Here is a 16,876-nt window from a genome sequence, read left to right on the forward strand (position 1 = left end):
CACCTGGCCATCAAACAACGACATGGCCTTTGAATTTTTTGGAGCGGGAAACGAGACTCGAACTCGCGACCCCGACCTTGGCAAGGTCGTGCTCTACCAACTGAGCTATTCCCGCGTCGCATGGGTACTGCTTGATACTTTTTTTATTCATCACGCCGCATAAGCAGCATTGTTGAATTTGGAGCGGGAAACGAGACTCGAACTCGCGACCCCGACCTTGGCAAGGTCGTGCTCTACCAACTGAGCTATTCCCGCCCGGCGTATCGATGTCGGAACTAAACGAAATTCTTCATCGGTACGGGGTGCGCATTATACGAGAAATCCTTTTTGTCGCAAGCCCCTAAAAGCAAAAAAACGCGATTTTTGTTTGATTGCCGATTAAAGCGTCAAACTGGCTAATTAAGCGGCGGAATCGAGTGCTTTCACAGTATAGGGCCCCCAAAGGGGCCCGAGCCGCCATCACAATTGGATGAAATGCTCGCGGTAATAGGCCAGTTCAGCCACGGACTCGCGGATATCATCCATCGCCTGGTGAGTACCCTGCTTTTTAAAGCCGCTGAGAATTTGCGGTTTCCAGCGGCGTGCCAGCTCTTTCAGCGTACTGACGTCCAGATAACGGTAATGGAAGTAGGCTTCAAGCTCAGGCATATAGCGGAACAGGAAACGGCGATCCTGACCGACGCTATTGCCGCAGATTGGCGATTTGCCCGCCGGCACCCATTGCTGGAGGAAAGCGATGGTTTCCAGTTCGGCGGCGCGATCGTCGAAGCGACTGGCCTTCACCCGCTCCACCAGCCCGCTGCCGGTATGGGTACGCACGTTCCAGTCATCCATCAGGCCGAGCTGTTCGTCGGATTGATGGACGGCGATGGTCGGCCCCTCAGCAAGAATGTTCAGATTGGCGTCAGTGACCAGCGTGGCGATCTCGATAATGCGATCGCGCTCCGGATCCAACCCGGTCATCTCCAGATCGATCCAAATCAGGTTGTTTTCGTTTCCTGTCATGATATTTCCTGCGTAAAAGCCGAAAGATAAACAAAGCGTGGGCAAGGCGGCGACCGGCGCTGGCTGTTTGCCGGCGGCGATACGCGGTGCGTAGCGGCTAACAACGGTTATTTAATATAAAATAGCGTGTATCATAGCCTTTTTGGTCGCCACGAGCGATAAAAGCCGATTCAAGTGAGGCGCAGTGACTAAGAACAAACTGTCCAAAGGTCAACAACGCCGCGTACAGGCGAACCATCAGCGTCGCCTGAAGCGCACTGATAACAAACCGGAACTGGATGATTCCCAACTGGGCGAGCCGCAAGACGGCATCGTTATCAGCCGTTTCGGCATGCACGCCGATGTTGAAGCCGCGGATGGCACCCAGCATCGCTGCAACATTCGCCGCACGTTACGTTCGCTGGTAACCGGCGATCGCGTAGTGTGGCGTCCAGGCGTGGGGGCCCATGAAGGGGTCAAGGGCATCGTCGAGGCGGTGCATGAACGTACCTCGGTGCTGAACCGCCCCGATTTCTACGACGGCGTGAAGCCGATCGCCGCCAATATCAATCAGATCGTTATCGTTTCGGCGATCCTGCCGGAGCTTTCGCTGAATATGATCGATCGCTACCTGGTGGCGTGCGAAACGCTCGAGGTCGAACCGCTGATCGTTCTGAACAAAATCGATCTGCTGGATCCGCCGGCACGCAAGGTGGTCGACGGCATGATGGCGATTTACCGCCATATCGGTTATCGAGTGCTGGAAGTCTCCAGCCAGACGCGCGAAGGCATGGAAGCGTTTGAACAGGCGTTGGCCGATCGTATCAGTATCTTCGCCGGCCAGTCCGGTGTGGGCAAATCCAGCCTGCTGAATGCCTTGCTGCCGCCAAGCGATAAGCAAATTCTGGTAAATCAGGTTTCCGATGTCTCCGGCCTGGGGCAACATACCACCACCGCCGCGCGGCTGTACCATTTCCAGCACGGCGGCGATGTGATCGACTCGCCGGGTGTCCGTGAATTTGGTCTGTGGCATCTGGATCCGGAACAAATCACCCAAGCCTATGTCGAATTCCGTGACTATTTAGGCGGTTGTAAATTCCGCGACTGCCGCCACGACACCGACCCAGGCTGCGCCATCCGCGCGGCGGTGGAAAAAGGCGATATCGCAAAAGAGCGTTTCGACAACTACCACCGCATTCTGGAAAGCATGGCGCAAGTGAAGGTTCGCAAAAACCTCACGGACGCCGCAGACTGATCGTTGCGGGCGGGCGTTGACAGTGGCGGCGCCACCGTTACAATGCGCGCCCTTTATCCTGATTCAAGAGGTTAACGTGCTGGATAGCATCAAAATTAAATTGCAGTATTGGTTGCCGAAGCTGGCGCTGACCCGTCTGGCCGGCTGGGGCGCAGACAAACAGGCCGGTTGGCTCACCCAGCTTGTCCTGAAGGGGTTCGCCCGCTACTACCGCGTGAATATGCAGGAAGCGCAACAGCCAGAGCTGTCCTCCTATGCCACCTTTAACGAATTCTTCGTTCGCCCGTTGCGTGACGGCGCACGTCCCATCATCGGCGAAGCCAACTGGTTGGCGCTGCCTGCCGATGGCGCTATCAGCCAGCTCGGCCCGATCCGCGAAGACCAGATCTTCCAGGCCAAGGGCCATCATTACAGCCTGGAAGCGCTGCTGGCCGGCAACTACATGCTGGCGGAACCCTTCCGTAACGGTCTGTTCGCCACCACTTACCTGGCACCACGTGATTATCACCGCGTCCACATGCCGTGCGCTGGCGTGCTGCGTGAAATGATCTACGTGCCGGGCGATCTGTTCTCCGTGAACCCGCTGACCGCCGCCAACGTGCCGAACCTGTTCGCGCGCAATGAACGCGTGATCTGCGTATTTGATACCGCCATTGGGCCAATGGTGCAGATCCTGGTGGGCGCCACCATTGTCGGCAGCATTGAAACCGTTTGGGCCGGCACCGTAACGCCGCCGCGAGAAGGCATCATCAAACGCTGGACCTATCCGGCAGAAGGCGCTGAAGGCGCAATCGCACTGGAAAAAGGCGCTGAAATGGGCCGCTTCAAGCTCGGTTCCACGGTCATCAACCTGTTTACCCCAGGCAGCGTGCAGTTCGCTCCACAGCTGAATAACGGTACCGTCACCCGCATGGGTGAAGCCTTCGCCGAAATCCCGGCTGCGCCAACTGCCACTGAAACACCGCAGATCTAAAGGAATTGACGCCGTGCGCCTGATTATCACGCTATTGCTCGGTTGTTTACTGTCTCAACCGGTGCTGGCCGCTGCGGTGCCCACAGAGACTCAGCTCAAACAGGAGCTGAAGCAGGCAGAGAGCAACAAAAACGCGCCTAATCAGGCGGAAACCACCGAGGCGCTGCAAAGCGCCCTCAACTGGCTGTCGGAGCGCCAGGAGTCGATGACGCGCTCCGAACAGTATCAGCGGGTGATCGATGATTTCCCGAAGATGACGCAGGAACTGCGCCGCCAACTGACGCTGGAAGACAACAAAATCCTGCCAAATGGCGACAACCTGCCCGCCAGCGATCTGGAACAACAGATCCTGCAAACCAGCAGCCTGTTGCTGGAACAGGCGCGTCTGCTGCAACAGGAACAGGAGCGCACGCGGGAGATCAGCGATTCGCTCGGCCAGTTGCCGCAGCAGCAGACCGACGCCCGCCGCTCGCTCACCGAAGTACAGCGTCGTCTGCAAGCCCAACCCGCCAACCCTACGACCCCGCATGCCCAGGCGGCTCTGGCGCTGTTGCAGGCAGAAGCCGCGGCGCGCAAAGCCAAGGTAGATGAGTTGGAATTGGCGCAACTGTCGGCCAACAACCGCCAGGAGTTGGCGCGGATGCGCGCCGAGGTATACAAAAAGCGCCACGAGAAGATCGACGTTCAGTTGCAGGCCCTGCGCAACAACCTTAACGCCCAGCGCCAGCGCGAAGCCGAACTGGCGCTCGAAAAAACCGAGCAATTGGCCGAACAAAACGGCGACCTGCCGAAAAGCATCAGCCAACAATTGCAGATCAACCGTGAACTCTCCGCTGCCCTGAACAATCAGGCGCAGCGTATGGATCTGATCTCATCGCAGCAGCGCCAGGCCGCCGCGCAAACGCTGCAGGTACGTCAGGCGCTGAGCACCATTATCGAACAAGCTCAGTGGCTCGGTTCGTCGTCGGCGTTGGGGGAAACCCTGCGCGCCCAGGTGGCGACGCTGCCGGAAATGCCAAAGCCGCAGCAGCTGGATGGCGATATGGCCCAGCTGCGTGTACAGCGCCTGCAGTTTGAAAGCCAGTTGGAGAAACTGTCGCAGCGCGAGTTTAAACGTGACGACGGCAGCGAACTGACCAGCGCGGAACGGCGTATCGTTGAGGCACAGCTGCGCACCCAGCGTGAGCTGCTTAATTCGCTGCTTTCCGGCTGCGATACCCAGATCCTCGAGCTGACCAAGCTGAAAGTGGCCAACACCCAGCTGATTGAGGCGTTGAACGAGATCAAAGACGCCACCCACCGTTATCTATTCTGGGTCCCGGACGTCAACCCGATCACCCTGTCTTATCCGATTAACGTGGCGCACGATCTGACACGTCTGCTGTCGCTGGATACGCTGGCACAGCTGGGCGGTGCCTTCATGATGATGGTGACCAGCAAAGAAACGTTGATCCCGATTTTCGGCGCCCTGCTACTGGTGATTTTCAGCATCAGCTCACGCAAGCACTATCACGCCTTCCTGGAACGCGCCAACAGCCGGGTCGGCAAGGTAACGCAGGACGAATTCTTCCTGACAATGCGCACCGTGTTCTGGTCGATTCTGGTGGCATTACCGCTGCCGGTATTGTGGGCCGCGCTCGGTTTTGGCCTGCAGAGCGCCTGGAACTACCCCGTGGCGGAGGCGATTGGCAAGGGGGTCACCGCAACGCTGCCGATCTTGTGGATCTGCATGATCTGCGCCGCCTTCGCCCATCCGCAAGGGCTGTTTATCGTGCACTTCCGCTGGCCGGTGAAACAGGTTTCGCGCGCCATGCGGTACTACAAGATGTCGATCTGGCTGATTGTGCCGTTGATCATGGCATTGATCACCTTCGACAGCCTGAAAGAGCGCGAGTTTGCCAATACCCTGGGGCGGCTGTGCTTTATCTTGCTGTGTTTGGCGCTGGCCATCGTCACCAAGAGCCTCAAACGCGCCGGCATTCCGTTGTATCTGGACAAGAAAGGCTCCGGCGAGAACATGGTCAACACCGCGCTGTGGGGTTTGCTGCTTTCAGCGCCGCTATTGGCCGCGCTGGCCTCCGCCGTCGGTTACCTGACCACCTCACAGGCGCTGCTGGCGCGGTTGGAAACTTCGGTGGCGATCTGGTTCTTCCTGTTGGTGGTTTACCATATTATTCGCCGCTGGATGTTAATCCAACGGCGACGCATCGCCTTTGACCGCGCCAAACAGCGCCGTGCCGACATCCTGGCCCAGCGCGCACGCGGCGAGGAGGAAACGACGCACACGCCAAACAGCACCGAAGGATCGATGGATGTGGATGATTCGGAGATCGATCTGGATACCATCAGCGCCCAGTCGCTGCGGTTGGTGCGTTCGATTCTGACGATGATCGCGCTGGTGTCGGTGATTGTGCTGTGGTCAGAGATCCACTCCGCCTTCGCCTTCCTGGAAAATATCTCCCTGTGGGACGTGACCTCGACGGTCAACGGGGTGGAAACGGCGCATCCGATCACTTTGGGCGCGGTGTTGATCGCCATTTTGGTGCTGATCGTCACCATGCAGCTGGTGCGTAACCTGCCGGCGCTGCTGGAGCTGGCGGTGTTGCAGCATCTGGATCTGACACCAGGCACCGGCTACGCCATCACCACCATTACCAAGTATCTGTTGTTGCTGTTCGGCGCCATCCTCAGTTTTTCCTGGATCGGTATCGAATGGTCGAAGCTGCAGTGGGTCGTGACCGCGCTCAGCGTCGGGTTGGGCTTCGGCATGCAGGAGATTTTCTCCAACTTCATCTCCGGCCTGATCATTTTGTTCGAGAAACCGATCCGCATCGGCGATACCGTGACGATCAGAAACCTGACCGGCACCGTCACCAAGATCAACACTCGCGCCACCACCATTTCGGACTGGGATCGCAAAGAGATCATCGTGCCGAACAAGGCGTTCATCACCGAGCAGTTCGTCAACTGGTCGCTGTCGGATAACCTGACCCGTGTGGTGCTGACCGTGCCTGCCCCGGGCGAGGCCAACAGCGAAGAGGTGACCAAGATCCTTCTCAACGCCGCCGAACGCTGCTCGCTGGTGCTGGACACCCCGGCGCCGGAGGTTTATTTGGTCGACCTGCAACAGGGTATTCAGATCTTCGAAATGCGTATTTACGCGGCCGAGATGGGCCATCGCATGCCGTTGCGCCACGAGATCCACCAATTGATCCTGGCAGGCTACCGCGAACACGGCATTACCCTGCCGTACCCGCCGTTCCAGGTTCGCAGCGAAACGCTGTCGCGCCTGACCAGCAATGGCCGCACCCCACCGTCAACGCCGCCGCCAAACACCAAGCGCGAATCGGGCGGCTTGTAAGCGCGTAATGCAAAAAGGGTTCGGCATTAGCCGAACCCTTTTGTTTTCACGATAGCGCAAGTTAGCGGTTACGCACGTCCTACCGGGAAGGCAAGCACTTCGCTCAGGCTCTCGGCACCCAGGGCCAACATGACCAGCCGATCAACCCCTAACGCCACACCGGAAGACTCCGGCATACCGTGCTGCAAAGCGTCCAGCAGATTGTTATCGATCGGGTGCTGCGGCAGACCGCGTTCCGCACGTTTGCGGTTATCCTGATCAAAACGCTGGCGCTGTTCGCGGCTGTCGGTCAGCTCGCGGAAGCCATTCGCCAGTTCGATCCCCTTGAAATACACCTCAAAACGCTCCGCCACGCGGTGATCTTCGGTGCTGATCTCCGCCAATGACGCCTGGCTGGCCGGGAAGTGATAAACGAACGCCGGCTTGTCACGCCCGATGTAAGGCTCCACGCCGACGGTGAACAACAATTGCAGCAGCGTATCGCGGTCTTCTTCCGTATCGGCAATGTTGCTCAGATCGAGTTTGGCCGCCGCTTCACGCAGTTGCGCTTTCTCTGCCGACAGCGGATCGATATCCAGATGGCGCAGGAAAGCCTGCTGATAGGACAAGGTTTCCGCGCTGCCGCAATCCAGCACCTGCTGGAGCAAATCATCCACCTCATTCATCAGCCGGTACATGTCGTAATGTGGGCGGTACCACTCCAGCATGGTGAATTCCGGGTTGTGATGGCGACCGGCCTCTTCATTACGAAAACTGCGCCCCATCTGATAGATCGGGCCGCTACCCGCCGCCAGCAGCCGCTTCATGTGATATTCCGGGCTGGTCATCATGTACAGCGTCAGGCCATCCGCCGCACCCGGGCCGACAAAACGCGTCTCGAACGGGAACAGGTGGATATCGGTAACCGTCGCCTGGCTCATGGTTGGCGTCTCAACTTCCAATACGCCACGATCGGCGAAGAAACGCCGGATCTCAGTCAGGATCGCTGCGCGCTTCAACAAATTGGCGATGGGTGCACTTGGCTGCCAGCTTGCCGTTTCGCTCATGGTAATTACTCCGAAATCAAACAGGGGATGCAGTCTACTCGTATCCAGGCATGCAAACAAATTCTTAACAGCCGGGCACCTTTAACGGCCGCAATTCCTCACAAACGCGTAGCCATAAGGTTAATAAAAGGTGAATAAACGTTAAATATCCCTTGAAGGCAATAATTCTTCTAGCCAATAGCTAAAAGACAAAACAATCGATCACATCAAATTTCTTCTACTTAACTTTAGGTATAGTTAATTCCACATAATTGGTGGGAGATATCTATCCTCAGTCTTTATGCAATATCAATCGGTTCAATTAGTTAGTACCCGAAGCGTTTTTATAAATATTAAGCATAGATATTTAATTTGCCGTTCTTAACAAGAATATTGGAGGAATGCAGTGCAAACCTTTAACGCCGATCTTGCCATTATTGGGGCCGGGGGTGCTGGTTTACGTGCAGCAATAGCCGCAGCGGAAGCCAACCCTCAACTGAAAATTGCCCTGATTTCAAAAGTCTACCCGATGCGCAGCCATACGGTGGCCGCCGAAGGGGGCTCCGCCGCCGTCACTCAGGATCATGATAGCTTCGATTACCACTTCCACGACACCGTTGCCGGTGGCGACTGGTTGTGCGAGCAGGACGTGGTCGATCATTTCGTCCACAACTGCCCACGTGAAATGGCGCAGCTTGAACAGTGGGGCTGCCCGTGGAGCCGTAAACCGGACGGTTCGGTCAACGTACGCCGCTTTGGCGGCATGAAGATTGAACGCACCTGGTTCGCCGCCGACAAGACCGGCTTCCATATGCTGCACACCCTGTTCCAGACCTCGCTCAAATACCCGCAAATCCAGCGTTTCGACGAACACTTCGTGCTGGACATTCTGGTGGATGACGGCCAGGTCCGTGGTCTGGTGGCGATGAACATGATGGAAGGCACCCGCGTGCAGATCCGCGCCAATGCGGTGATCATGGCTACCGGCGGCGCCGGGCGCGTATACCGCTACAACACCAACGGCGGCATCGTCACCGGTGATGGCATGGGCATGGCGTTCCACCACGGCATTCCGCTGCGTGATATGGAGTTCGTTCAGTATCACCCTACCGGCCTGCCGGGCTCCGGCATCCTGATGACCGAAGGTTGCCGTGGCGAAGGCGGCATTCTGGTGAACAAGGACGGCTATCGTTACCTGCAAGATTACGGCATGGGCCCGGAAACACCGCTGGGCGAACCGAAAAACAAATATATGGAGCTCGGTCCGCGCGACAAGGTTTCGCAGGCCTTCTGGCACGAATGGCGCGCCGGCCGCACCATCGCCACCCCGCGCGGCGACGTGGTCTATCTGGATCTGCGCCACCTGGGGGAAAAGAAACTGCTGGAACGTCTGCCGTTCATCTGCGAGCTGGCGAAGGCTTACGTCGGTGTCGATCCGGTGAAAGAGCCGATCCCGGTACGCCCGACCGCGCACTACACCATGGGCGGCATTGAAACCGATCAGAACTGCGAAACCCGCATTAAAGGGCTGTTCGCCGTCGGCGAATGCTCTTCCGTCGGTCTGCACGGCGCCAACCGCCTCGGCTCTAACTCGCTGGCGGAACTGGTGGTGTTCGGCCGCGTAGCCGGCGAGAACGCCGCCCGCCGCGCGCTGGAAAGCAACCCGGCCAATGGGAGCGCACTGGATGCTCAGGGCCGTGATGTCGAAGCCCGGTTGAGCAACCTGATGAAGCAGGAAGGCAACGAAAACTGGTCAAAAATCCGCGATGAAATGGGCCTGTCGATGGAAGAAGGTTGCGGCATCTACCGTACGCCGGAGTTGATGCAAAAGACCATCGATAAACTGGCAGAACTGAAAGAGCGCTTCAAGCGCGTCAAAATCGCCGACAGATCCAGCGTGTTCAATACCGACCTGCTGTACACCATCGAATTGGGCTACGGGCTGGACGTGGCGGAATGCATGGCGCACTCCGCCTTCAACCGTAAAGAATCGCGCGGCGCGCACCAGCGCCTGGACGAAGGCTGTACCGAACGCGACGACGTGAACTTCCTGAAGCATACGCTGGCGTTCCATAACCCGAATGGTGCGCCGCGACTGGAATACAGCGACGTGAAGATCACCAAATTGCCACCGGCCAAACGTGTGTACGGCGCTGAAGCCGACGCGCAGGATAAAAAGGACAAGGAGCAGGCAAATGGCTGAGATGAACACCCTGAAAATCGAGGTCATGCGCTATAACCCGGAACGCGACGCCGAGCCGCATTTCGAGACCTTTGCAGTGCCTTATGACGAGCAAACCTCGCTGCTCGATGCGCTGGGCTACATCAAGGATAACCTGGCGCCCGACCTTTCCTACCGCTGGTCATGCCGCATGGCGATCTGCGGCTCGTGCGGCATGATGGTTAACCGGGTGCCGAAACTGGCCTGCAAAACCTTCCTGCGCGAATACACCGGCGGCATGAAGGTGGAAGCGCTGGGCAACTTCCCGATCGAGCGCGATTTGGTGGTCGATATGACCCACTTTATCGAAAGCCTGGAGGCGATTAAGCCCTATATCATCGGCAACAACCGCAAGCCGGAAGATGGCCCTAACGTGCAAACCCCGGCGCAAATGGCCAAATATCACCAGTTTTCCGGCTGCATCAACTGCGGTCTATGCTATGCCGCCTGCCCGCAGTTCGGTCTGAACCCGGAATTTATCGGCCCGGCGGCGATCACCCTGGCGCACCGCTATAACCTGGATAACCGCGATCATGGCAAGAAGCAGCGCATGGCGCAACTCAACGGCCAGAACGGCGTCTGGAGCTGTACCTTTGTCGGTTACTGCTCTGAAGTGTGTCCAAAGCACGTCGACCCGGCCGCTGCCATCCAGCAGGGCAAGGTGGAAAGCGCCAAAGACTTCATGATCGCCATGCTGAAGCCGCAATAAGGGAGAGAACCGCAATGACAACACAACGTAAGCCTTATGTGCGCACCATGACGCCGACCTGGTGGCAAAAGCTCGGTTTCTACCGCTTCTATATGCTGCGTGAAAGCACCTCGGTGCTGGCGGTGTGGTTCAGCATCGTACTGATTTACGGTATTTTTTCGCTGAAAGGTGGTGTGGATAGCTGGGCCGGCTTCGTCGGTTTTCTGCAAAACCCGCTGGTGCTGCTGATTAACGTTATCGCCCTGCTGGCGGCGCTGCTGCATACCAAGACCTGGTTCGATCTGGCGCCGAAAGCCGCCAATATCGTGGTCAACAACGAGAAAATGGGGCCAGGACCGATAGTGAAAGCACTGTGGGTGGTGACGCTGGTCGCCAGCGCGATCATTTTGGCCGTAGCCTTGGTGTAACCCGGAGGAAATATGATAAATCAAACACCTAAACGCTCCGACGAACCTGTTTTCTGGGGGTTATTCGGCGCAGGCGGCATGTGGGGAGCCATTGTCGCGCCCGCCATCGTGCTGCTGGTCGGTATTCTGCTGCCGCTGGGCCTGTTCCCCGGCGACGCGCTGGGCTATGACCGCGTGCTGGCGTTTTGCCAAAGCCTGATCGGCCGCCTGTTCTTGCTGCTGATGATTATCCTGCCGCTGTGGTGCGGTTTGCACCGAATCCACCATGCGATGCACGATTTGAAAATTCACGTGCCGGCCGGTAAATGGGTGTTCTACGGTCTGGCGGCCATTCTCAGCGTGGTGACGCTGATTGGGGTAGTCACTCTGTAAGCCCCTTGGCGGCCGGCCCACGTTGGCCGCCAACCTTCGCTTTCGGCTACACTGTTTATCTGACCCCGGTAATACAGGAGTAACCAATGCGTTTATGGTCAAAGCTTTGCGTGATTTTTTCCGCCCTTCTTTCCGTCGCTTGCAGCGTCACGCCCCCCAAAGACGTCAAGGTAGTGACCCCTTTCGATAGCAAAGGCTATCTGGGCACCTGGTATGAAATCGCCCGTCTCGATCACCGCTTTGAGCGTGGCCTGCAACAGGTTACCGCCAACTACAGTCCACGGGCTGACGGTGGCCTGAAGGTGATCAACCGCGGCTTTAATGTGCAAAAACAGCAATGGCAAGAAAGCGAAGGCAAAGCCTATTTTATAGGTTCGCCGCAGGTGGCCGCTCTGAAGGTTTCGTTCTTCGGCCCCTTTTATGGCGGCTATAACGTGATTGAACTGGATGCGGAATATCGCTACGCGCTGGTCTGCGGCCCTAACCGAGATTATTTATGGATCCTGTCGCGCACGCCGACATTGGACGCCACCACGCGCGACAGGCTGGTGCAAACCGCCAGGAGTTACGGGTTTGCTACCGATAAACTAATCTGGGTGCAACAAGCCACGACTCAGTGACTGCTGAACTTCAGCCCGAGGATGCCGACGACAATCAGGCACAGACTGAGAATACGCGCGATATTGGTCGATTCGCCGAGTAGCACCATCCCCATAATTGCCGCCCCTACCGCGCCGATACCGGTCCAAACCGCATAAGCCGTGCCGGCCGGCAGCGTTTTCATGGCATGCGCCAACAGCAGCATGCTGACCACCATGGCGGCGACAGTGATAATGCTGGGTGTCAGGCGGGTAAAGCCGTGGGTATATTTCAGGCCGATAGCCCACACCACCTCGAGCAAACCGGCAATAAGCAGAATAATCCAAGCCATGAACAGGCTCCGTTACGATGGGGTCGTCCCCGGAAGCTGATGCGTAAACAGGTCGTCCCGTTTAGCCTTGTGAAAATGCCCGGGAATTATACCCGCGCCTGGGAAGGATAGCAGCACAAAGGTGGCGTTTGCCAAGGTCGGAGGTGAAGCGGTATCCCACGGTGGGAGGGTTACGTGGAATACCACAAGAGGCAAAAAGGCAGGTTATTCTGCACTGCGCTGGATGGCTTCCCCGCCGGCCTGCACGTCTTTACCTACGCCTTTGGTGGTGTTGCATGCGGTCAATGAGGTCAGGATCATCAAAGAGAAAATCGCGATAATACTTTTCTTCAGCATATGAAAGTCCTTATTTGTCAGTGACGAAAAAGTACGGCTTTCTAAGCTTAGTAAATATTAACGAGAGTTGCTGTTTAAAACGCGTTTATTTTGCACAATTACATTACTGAAATTAATGATTTTAGCTGGCCGTCCGTGAAATAGCGCCGCCGAGGTGCTGAACATCCTCACCGAAACCACGGAAAGTATTACAACCGCTAAGGGAGACAAGTAACAACAGGGAGATCACGGCCAACAGAGTTTTCTTCATCATGCAGAGTCTGCCAACGATATGCGGAAAGGGATAAAGCAAAGGAGCCACTCAGGGCTCCTTTGTTTGGAAACTTATTTTACGCGTGAAACGTATTCGCCAGAGCGAGTATCAACACGGACAACTTCGCCAATCTGTACGAACAATGGCACTTTTACCACGGCGCCAGTGCTCAGGGTCGCAGGCTTGCCGCCGGTACCGGCAGTATCGCCTTTCAGGCCAGGATCGGTATCCGTGATTTCTGCTTCGATAAAGTTCGGTGGCTGAACGGCGATTGGGCGGCCGTCCCACAGCGTAACGATACATTCCGCGTTATCTTGCAGCCATTTTGCCGCGTCAGAAACGGTTTTTTCTTCAACCCCGTGTTGCTCGAAAGTCTCAGGGTGCATGAAGTGGTAGAACTCACCGTCGTTGTACAGGTAGTTCATGTTGGTATCTACAACGTCTGCGCCTTCGCAAGAGTCGGTAGATTTAAAGGTTTTTTCTACGCGGCTGCCGGTCAGCAGACGGCGCATTTTAACGCGCGCAAACGCCTGGCCTTTGCCCGGTTTAACGAACTCGCTGGATTCGATGGCATAAGGCTCGCCTTCGAACATGATTTTAAGACCCGGACGGAAATCGTTGCTAGAATAAGTCGCCATGATGGCCCCTCTGAATATTTAAACTGGTAGCTTAGCCAAAAAAATGGCACACATTATAACCCAAAATACGGCATATAGAGAAGATTGGTTGCATCAACTCGCCGATGTTATTACCGATCCTGATGAATTACTGCAGCTTTTATCACTGAATACGCATCCGGACCTGCCGCAGGGCCGCGAAGCCCGTCGATTGTTCGCGCTGCGCGTTCCTCGCGCCTTCGCAGCGCGCATGCGCCCCGGCGATGCCAATGACCCGCTGTTGCGCCAGGTGCTGACCGCCAGCGAAGAATTCATCAATGCCCCCGGCTTCACTACCGATCCGCTGGACGAACAGCGCAGCGTGGTGCCAGGTCTGCTGCATAAATACCGCAATCGCGCTCTGCTGCTGGTCAAGGGTGGCTGTGCGGTCAACTGCCGCTACTGTTTCCGCCGCCATTTTCCGTATCAGGACAACCAGGGCAACAAGGCCAACTGGCGTCAGGCGCTGGATTATATCCGCCAACACCCGGAACTGGATGAGATTATTTTCTCCGGCGGCGATCCGCTGATGGCGAAAGATCATGAACTCGACTGGCTAATCGGTGAGTTGGAGGCCATTGCGCACCTGAAACGCCTGCGTATCCACACCCGCCTGCCGGTAGTGATCCCCGCGCGCATTACGCCGGAGCTGTGCCGTCGGCTGTCCGCTTCGCGCCTGCAGGTGCTGATGGTGACGCACATCAACCACGCCAATGAAATTAACCGCGAGCTGCAGGCCAGCATGGCGCAACTGCGTCTGGCAGGTGTCACGTTGCTGAATCAAAGCGTGCTGCTGCGCGGTATCAATGACAACGCCGACACGCTGGCGACACTGAGCAACGCACTGTTTGATGCCGGCATTCTGCCCTATTACATCCACGTACTGGATAAGGTGCAGGGCGCGGCGCACTTTATGGTCAGCGACGACGAAGCGCGCGCGATCATGCAGGCGCTGCTGAGCAAGGTTTCCGGCTACATGGTGCCGCGTCTGACGCGTGAAGTCGGCGGCAAGCCAAGCAAAACCCCCCTCGATCTGCATCTGATGCAAAGCTGATCGACTGCCCGTTCCAGATACAAAAAGAGGCATGCCCAGGCATGCCTCTTTTTTGTGTTATACCCTGCTCGTTACTGCGTTAGGGGCACTTGTAAACCTGGCCAATCATTTTGCTGTCCAGCGGGGCAAAGCTTGAAAGCAGGTTCTGCGTCGGGCTGGTTGCGCCATAGATGACATTGCCACCCATTGCCGCTGCCTTGTTACGCAGGTCGTTTGCCGCACCGCGCATAGAGCTGCCTTCGCCGCCGTTACCGGACAACCAGTTGCTCTGGGTGCCGGTCACTTCGCCCACCAGTTGGCATTCAGCCGCCGGTTTGGTGTCGGTAAATTTGACCTGCTGGCCTGCGGCGGACAGTTCGTTGGTGCTGCTGCAACCTGCCAGCAGCATAGCTGCCGAAAGACCCAGTAAGGCTTTAATCCGCATCTTGTTCCCCATATGATATTGAGAATTCTGCACAAGCTTATCAGAAAGCGTTGCTATCTCTTAAGCATCCGTTGCCACGGGTACCGGGTCAACGCCTTGAGCGACAGCTGATGAAATATCAGTTTACCAGCTAAATCACTCCGGGCTGCAAAAATATCATCAAATACAGTGCGGCAAAGAGCACAGAATAAAAAAACCCCGGCCAATTGACCGGGGTTCTCAGCACACAGACAGTGTGGGGGATGATTACATCATGCCGCCCATGCCACCCATGCCGCCCATACCGCCAGCGCCGCCTAAATCAGGCGCATCGCTTTTCGGCAGGTCGGTCACCATGCACTCGGTGGTGATCATCAGGCCAGCCACAGAAGCCGCGTACTGCAGAGCAGAACGGGTTACTTTGGTTGGATCCAGGATACCCATCGCGATCATGTCGCCGTATTCTTCAGTTGCTGCGTTGTAACCGTAGTTACCTTCGCCCGCTTTCACGGTGTTGGCAACAACAGATGGCTCTTCGCCGCAGTTCAGAACGATCTGACGCAGTGGTGATTCCATTGCGCGCAGCGCAACTTTGATACCCACGTTCTGATCTTCGTTCACGCCACGCAGATCGCTCAGTTTGGACGCAGCGCGAATCAGCGCAACACCACCACCAGCAACTACGCCTTCTTCTACCGCTGCACGGGTTGCGTGCAGAGCATCTTCAACGCGAGCTTTCTTCTCTTTCATTTCAACTTCGGTAGCAGCACCGACTTTGATTACCGCAACGCCGCCAGCCAGTTTAGCTACGCGCTCTTGCAGTTTTTCACGGTCGTAATCAGAAGTTGCTTCTTCGATCTGCTGACGAATCTGGGACACGCGGCCCTGGATCGCAGGTTCTTCACCATTGCCATCGATGATGATAGTGGTGTCTTTGTTGATAACGATGCGTTTAGCCGTACCCAGGTCTTCCAGAGTCGCTTTTTCCAGCTCCAGACCAATCTCTTCAGAGATAACGGTACCGCCAGTCAGGGTAGCGATATCCTGCAGCATGGCTTTACGACGGTCGCCGAAACCAGGTGCTTTAACCGCAGCCACTTTCACGATGCCGCGCATGGTGTTGACCACCAGGGTAGCCAGCGCTTCGCCTTCAACATCTTCAGCGATGATCAGCAGCGGTTTGCCGGCTTTCGCCACGGCTTCCAGTACCGGCAGCATTTCACGGATGTTGGAGATTTTTTTGTCAGCCAGCAGGATGAACGGGCTTTCCAGTTCGATAGAGCCGGTTTCTGGTTTGTTGATGAAGTACGGGGACAGGTAACCGCGGTCGAACTGCATACCTTCAACAACGTCCAGCTCGTCTTGCAGGCCAGTGCCTTCTTCAACGGTGATGACGCCTTCTTTGCCCACTTTCTCCATGGCTTCTGCAATCAGTTTACCCACGGTTTCGTCGGAGTTTGCAGAGATGGTGCCTACCTGAGCGATAGCTTTGGAGTCAGAGCAAGGTACGGACAGTTTTTTAAGCTCTTCAACAGCGGCGATAACCGCTTTGTCGATACCGCGCTTCAGATCCATCGGGTTCATGCCGGCAGCTACTGCTTTCAGGCCTTCGGTGATGATGGATTGAGCCAGTACGGTTGCAGTGGTGGTGCCGTCGCCCGCAGCGTCGTTCGCTTTGGAGGCCACTTCTTTCACCATCTGCGCACCCATGTTTTCAAACTTGTCTTCCAGTTCGATTTCACGGGCAACGGATACGCCATCTTTAGTGATGGTAGGAGCGCCGAAGGATTTATCCAGCACTACGTTACGGCCTTTCGGGCCCAGGGTCACTTTTACTGCATCAGCGAGAACATTCACGCCGCGGAGCATTTTCACGCGAGCGTCATTGCCGAATTTTACGTCTTTAGCTGCCATTGGTATTTCCCTTCAACTCGTT

At 56.5% G+C, this 16,876-nt stretch carries 17 protein-coding genes and 2 tRNA genes; 9 read left to right on the top strand and 10 right to left on the bottom strand.

The features are described 5' to 3' along the window. Positions 1-39: 39 nt before the first annotated feature. The 3 genes from ACUTSW_RS17090 to orn form a co-directional block, all read right to left on the bottom strand. A tRNA-Gly gene (locus ACUTSW_RS17090) sits at positions 40-115 on the bottom strand. 64 nt (positions 116-179) lie between these two features. Further along, positions 180-255, bottom strand: a tRNA-Gly gene (locus ACUTSW_RS17095). A gap of 204 nt (positions 256-459) precedes the next feature. Then, positions 460-1,005, bottom strand: coding sequence for an oligoribonuclease (gene orn, locus ACUTSW_RS17100; protein ID WP_004952679.1), 546 nt, complete (start codon positions 1,003-1,005; stop codon positions 460-462). Between the two features lie 184 nt (positions 1,006-1,189). Between orn and rsgA the strand changes: the two genes are divergently transcribed. The 3 genes from rsgA to mscM all read left to right on the top strand — a co-directional run bounded on the left by rsgA (position 1,190) and on the right by mscM (position 6,573). After that, positions 1,190-2,239, top strand: a complete 1,050-nt coding sequence (rsgA, locus tag ACUTSW_RS17105; RefSeq protein ID WP_004952676.1) for a small ribosomal subunit biogenesis GTPase RsgA — start codon at positions 1,190-1,192, stop codon at positions 2,237-2,239. Between the two features lie 76 nt (positions 2,240-2,315). After that, on the top strand, positions 2,316-3,212 hold the full coding sequence (gene asd / locus ACUTSW_RS17110; RefSeq protein WP_006323217.1) for an archaetidylserine decarboxylase: 897 nt from the start codon (positions 2,316-2,318) through the stop codon (positions 3,210-3,212). A 13-nt stretch (positions 3,213-3,225) separates the two neighbouring features. After that, positions 3,226-6,573 (top strand): miniconductance mechanosensitive channel MscM, encoded by a 3,348-nt coding sequence (mscM, locus tag ACUTSW_RS17115; protein WP_445584942.1) that lies wholly within the window; start codon positions 3,226-3,228, stop codon positions 6,571-6,573. A gap of 68 nt (positions 6,574-6,641) precedes the next feature. Here the strand turns inward: mscM and epmA are convergent, their stop codons facing one another. Continuing rightward, complete coding sequence (epmA, locus tag ACUTSW_RS17120; protein ID WP_445584943.1) at positions 6,642-7,619, bottom strand: elongation factor P--(R)-beta-lysine ligase; 978 nt, start codon at positions 7,617-7,619, stop codon at positions 6,642-6,644. A 385-nt stretch (positions 7,620-8,004) separates the two neighbouring features. Here epmA and frdA point away from each other — a divergent pair, with 385 nt between their 5' ends. The 5 genes from frdA (at position 8,005) to blc (ending at position 11,927) form a co-directional block, all read left to right on the top strand. Next, entirely contained in the window at positions 8,005-9,801 is a 1,797-nt protein-coding gene (frdA, locus tag ACUTSW_RS17125; protein WP_063202772.1) for a fumarate reductase (quinol) flavoprotein subunit, read from the top strand. Further along, positions 9,794-10,528 (top strand): succinate dehydrogenase/fumarate reductase iron-sulfur subunit, encoded by a 735-nt coding sequence (locus ACUTSW_RS17130; RefSeq protein ID WP_006323190.1) that lies wholly within the window; start codon positions 9,794-9,796, stop codon positions 10,526-10,528. Before frdA ends, ACUTSW_RS17130 begins: the two co-directional genes overlap by 8 nt. A gap of 14 nt (positions 10,529-10,542) precedes the next feature. After that, a complete protein-coding gene (frdC, locus tag ACUTSW_RS17135) occupies positions 10,543-10,935 on the top strand; it encodes a fumarate reductase subunit FrdC (protein ID WP_004952662.1) in 393 nt (130 codons plus the stop codon). A 12-nt stretch (positions 10,936-10,947) separates the two neighbouring features. Further along, entirely contained in the window at positions 10,948-11,307 is a 360-nt protein-coding gene (frdD, locus tag ACUTSW_RS17140; protein ID WP_004952659.1) for a fumarate reductase subunit FrdD, read from the top strand. Positions 11,308-11,393: 86 nt separating this feature from the next. Further along, positions 11,394-11,927, top strand: coding sequence for an outer membrane lipoprotein Blc (blc, locus tag ACUTSW_RS17145; RefSeq protein WP_445584944.1), 534 nt, complete (start codon positions 11,394-11,396; stop codon positions 11,925-11,927). Here blc and sugE read toward each other — a convergent pair. The 4 genes from sugE to efp all read right to left on the bottom strand — a co-directional run bounded on the left by sugE (position 11,921) and on the right by efp (position 13,465). Beyond that, on the bottom strand, positions 11,921-12,238 hold the full coding sequence (gene sugE / locus ACUTSW_RS17150) for a quaternary ammonium compound efflux SMR transporter SugE (RefSeq protein WP_006323188.1): 318 nt from the start codon (positions 12,236-12,238) through the stop codon (positions 11,921-11,923). The genes blc and sugE overlap by 7 nt on opposite strands. A gap of 204 nt (positions 12,239-12,442) precedes the next feature. Continuing rightward, entirely contained in the window at positions 12,443-12,574 is a 132-nt protein-coding gene (locus tag ACUTSW_RS17155; protein WP_006323187.1) for an entericidin A/B family lipoprotein, read from the bottom strand. Positions 12,575-12,695: 121 nt separating this feature from the next. Further along, complete coding sequence (locus ACUTSW_RS17160) at positions 12,696-12,827, bottom strand: entericidin A/B family lipoprotein (RefSeq protein ID WP_006323186.1); 132 nt, start codon at positions 12,825-12,827, stop codon at positions 12,696-12,698. A gap of 71 nt (positions 12,828-12,898) precedes the next feature. After that, positions 12,899-13,465 carry an elongation factor P gene (gene efp, locus ACUTSW_RS17165; RefSeq protein ID WP_004952647.1) on the bottom strand — a complete coding sequence of 189 codons (567 nt, stop codon included), beginning with the start codon at positions 13,463-13,465 and terminating at the stop codon, positions 12,899-12,901. A 43-nt stretch (positions 13,466-13,508) separates the two neighbouring features. On the opposite strand from efp, the gene epmB reads away from it, so the two are divergent. Next, a complete protein-coding gene (gene epmB / locus ACUTSW_RS17170) occupies positions 13,509-14,537 on the top strand; it encodes an EF-P beta-lysylation protein EpmB (RefSeq protein WP_445584945.1) in 1,029 nt (342 codons plus the stop codon). A 79-nt stretch (positions 14,538-14,616) separates the two neighbouring features. Here epmB and ACUTSW_RS17175 read toward each other — a convergent pair whose 3' ends face one another. Both ACUTSW_RS17175 and groL read right to left on the bottom strand, forming a co-directional pair. After that, positions 14,617-14,961: a DUF4156 domain-containing protein gene (locus tag ACUTSW_RS17175; RefSeq protein WP_006322050.1), complete on the bottom strand. Its 345-nt coding sequence runs from the start codon at positions 14,959-14,961 to the stop codon at positions 14,617-14,619. Between the two features lie 246 nt (positions 14,962-15,207). Continuing rightward, complete coding sequence (groL, locus tag ACUTSW_RS17180; RefSeq protein WP_004952637.1) at positions 15,208-16,854, bottom strand: chaperonin GroEL; 1,647 nt, start codon at positions 16,852-16,854, stop codon at positions 15,208-15,210. Positions 16,855-16,876 lie beyond the last annotated feature (22 nt).

This window comes from Serratia sp. TSA_198.1, from assembly GCF_052686505.1.